The sequence below is a fragment of the Megasphaera sp. AF13-6AC genome (assembly GCF_027685385.1).
In the GTDB taxonomy this organism is placed as follows: domain Bacteria; phylum Bacillota; class Negativicutes; order Veillonellales; family Megasphaeraceae; genus Megasphaera; species Megasphaera micronuciformis.
This window is the reverse complement of record NZ_JAQCUN010000130.1, coordinates 1-3,399: the sequence shown is the minus strand read 5'-3', so window position 1 is coordinate 3,399 and position 3,399 is coordinate 1. Positions and strand designations below refer to the sequence as shown.

At 44.7% G+C, this 3,399-nt stretch carries 3 protein-coding genes; all 3 read right to left on the bottom strand.

What is annotated here, in order from left to right; all coding sequences use genetic code 11:
• Positions 1 to 54: 54 nt before the first annotated feature.
• Positions 55 to 1,941: a Stk1 family PASTA domain-containing Ser/Thr kinase gene (gene pknB, locus PGX78_RS06935; protein WP_006942545.1), complete on the bottom strand. Its 1,887-nt coding sequence runs from the start codon at positions 1,939 to 1,941 to the stop codon at positions 55 to 57.
• 43 nt (positions 1,942 to 1,984) lie between these two features.
• Positions 1,985 to 2,692 carry a Stp1/IreP family PP2C-type Ser/Thr phosphatase gene (locus tag PGX78_RS06930; RefSeq protein ID WP_270446104.1) on the bottom strand — a complete coding sequence of 236 codons (708 nt, stop codon included), beginning with the start codon at positions 2,690 to 2,692 and terminating at the stop codon, positions 1,985 to 1,987.
• A 38-nt stretch (positions 2,693 to 2,730) separates the two neighbouring features.
• The coding region (locus PGX78_RS06925) for a radical SAM protein (protein WP_270446102.1) at positions 2,731 to 3,399 on the bottom strand (669 nt) is incomplete at its 5' end.

Below are 3,399 nucleotides of genomic sequence, written 5' to 3'. Positions count from 1 at the left end.
TGTCGACATAATAGTATCCGTTATAATTTTTTACGACTCTCCCGATGGGCATGCTTATAGTTCCTCTTCCTGGACAAGGGCGTTATTAATATAGACCTTAACCCGTGTTCGACCCGTACCGCTTACGTTCTTTTCAACTCTGTCACCGCCGGACTGCATACGATCATATACCGTTCGAGATCCGTTGTTATCCTCTACGACGATTTGCACACGTTGATTGGAAGCACCGCCGGGAATACTGATATTTACCGTACCCGTATGTGTCGATGCTGACGAAGAAGAGGAAGAAGAAGCGTATTCAATGGTTAAGTCGACAGAGTTACCGCTTCCCGGAGTCTGAGCCGTTACTTTGGCCATAGCGTTCGACTTATTAGGATCGATACCGTTAATCGTGCCGATAGAATACCCTGCATTTTGGAGGGTAGTAATAGCCGTGTCCAAGGACTGACCGATAGTACTGGGGGCATCTTTTGCCTTCTTACCGTCATTCTTGCTGACTACGACATCTACCTTGGCCCCCTTAGAAGCTTTTTCAGGAGATGACGGCGATTGGCTGATAATCTTTCCGTCCGCATACTCGTCACTGGGAGCATAAGTGACACTGCCTATAGACAGATGAATTTCCCTCAGCTTTTTATCCGCCTCGGCCACGGAAAGACCGCGCAAATCGGGTATTAATACTTCAGCTCCGTCATTGCCTTTGCTGACCGTTAAATAAATAGTTCGGTTTGCCTTGACGACAGATCCGCCCGAGGGAGTCTGAGCAATAACTTCACCTATAGGCACGTCTTCACTTGACACTTCTTTAACCGAAACGGAAAGATGCTTCTTCTCCAATTGAGCTCTGGCTATTTCCACCTGCTTTCCCGTCACGTCGGGAACCGTAATATTTTCGGTACTCCAGAAGTTACCGAATGAAAAGAAGGCCCATAAAAAAGCTATGAGAAATATACCGACCATACTTAAGACAATCGTTTTCTTAGAATGATTGCTGATTTTATCGACAAATCTCATGAAGAGATTTGTCTTCTTTTCCGGTTTCTTTTCATACCGTCTGACTGCTTGTAACTGTTGAGTATTAAAGGTATTTTTTAAGGGTAACGCCCCTTTGCTGGTCGTTACGAACCCTTGAGCCATACGAAGTTCCGACATCATTTCGCCGATTGTTTGAAAACGATCGTCCGGATCCTTGGCCAAGGCCTTTAAGATGCAGTCCTCCACCAATTTAGGTATGCGTCGGTTATGGACCGTAGGCCGCTTCACATCGTCTTGTACATGTTGTAAAGCAATTCCCAGGGCCGTTTCTCCCTCGAAGGGCAGGACCCCTGTCATCATTTCGTACATGACAACGCCTAAGGAATAAATATCCGTCCGTTCGTCTATCTGTTCACCTGCCGCCTGTTCGGGCGAAAAGTAATGGACTGAACCGACAACGGAATCATCGTTTAAATTATCTGAATTGGAATTGACGGCACGAGCGATCCCGAAATCGGCTACCTTAATGCGCCCGTCTTCCGTAACCAGTATATTGTGCGGTTTAATATCACAGTGAACAATTCCGTTGGCATGGGCATGTGTAAGAGCATCGCCGATGTCAAAGGTTATTTGAATGGCCGTGCGAGTTTGCAGATGGCCGTGTTTGTCAATATAGTCTTTTAATGTCTCACCGCGTACGAATTCCATAACCAGATAATGAACTCCCTGATCAAATCCTACATCGTACATATTGACAATATTAGGGTGAGACAGTTTGGCCGCAGCCTGTGCTTCCTGGTGGAAGCGAACAACAAAATCTCTGTCCTTACTGTACTTACTATCCAATATTTTTACGGCTACAATACGGTCCAGAAGAATATCTCTGGCCTTATACACGGAGGCCATCCCTCCGGTACCGACTTTTTCCAGAATTTTATATCTATTATCTAAAATATGACCAATCATATGAGAATTCCACCACTTTCACGTAATCTAAACCGGCCGATGTCTATACGGTCTTTAAGACAACCGTAGCATTATCCGGCGCCCCTTCATCGTAAATGCGGGAAAACAGATCTTTTACCGTTTGCCGCTCTGTTTTTTCCGAGTGAGAGAGATAAGATGCGATTTCCTCTTCAGACAGGGCTGCCGACAATCCGTCGGAGCAAAGAAGAATACGGTCTCCTTTTATAACGGTAAATGAGCCGCTATCTATTTCAAGCTGCTTTTCCACACCTACGGCTCGTGTCAAAACATGGCGCTGCGGATGTTTTTCCGCTTCATCCGTAGTTATACTGTGGTCTTCTATGAGTTCGTGTATAACCGTATGGTCTGTCGTAATTTGTTTCAACATACCCTTACGGTATAAGTAAATTCGACTGTCTCCGACATGTGCCCAATAGGCGGTTGAATCAACGAGACTAAGGAGTGATAAGGTTGTCCCCATACCTTCCAGAGAAGGATCGATGATGATTTTACTGATAATACAGTCATTGGCGTAAGCAATGGCCTTGGTCAGCTGCTCAGTAGATGCATGCGTATAGTTGGAGAAATAATAGGCAACGGACTTTACTGCTGTTCTGCTGGCAATTTCCCCGCCTACATAGCCTCCCATTCCGTCGGCAACGACCATAACCGTGCCGTCTTCACTTACATAAAAAGAATCTTCATTTAAACTTCGCACCAAGCCGATTCGGGACTCTCCGTAAATACCCAATATTTCACTTCCTTTCTACCGTCAGACAAATTATATTATCAACTGTTGCGCTTAATGCGCAATTGTCCGCATGCGGCCTGTATATTACTGCCCATTTCACGGCGTAACGTAGCATTTACACCCTTACGTTTTAAATAGGTGAGAAACCGTTCAGATTCCGTTGCTGACGGTCTGTATAAACCGACGTCGTAATTATCGTTAATGGGAATTAAGTTAAGCAACACATTTTTATGTGAAAACAGTTGTGCCAATTGAGAAGCACAAGCATCGGAAATATTCACGTCTTTAATTAAAATATATTCGAAGGTAACCTTGCGGCCTGTTTTTTCGAAATACGTTTGAGCAGCCTGTACTACGGAATCGAAATCAAAATGTTCGGCTATGGGCATGATTTTCTTGCGAATCCGGTCGTTAGGCGCATGTAGAGACACGGCCAAATTTAAAGGAATTCCTTCCTCCGCCAGCCGATATACAGCCGGCACGATTCCCGATGTAGACAGCGTTATATTCCTATATCCCAGATACAAGGTGTCTTTTTCATGAATAAGTCGGATAAAGGCTAAGACGTTATCGTAATTTAACAAGGGTTCGCCGGTTCCCATTAAAACGACGGAATGAAGTTCAGATGTAACATATTTACGAAAAGCCATGAGTTGAGCCGTCATTTCACCGATAGTCAAATTACGCACGAAACCGTTTTTTGCCGA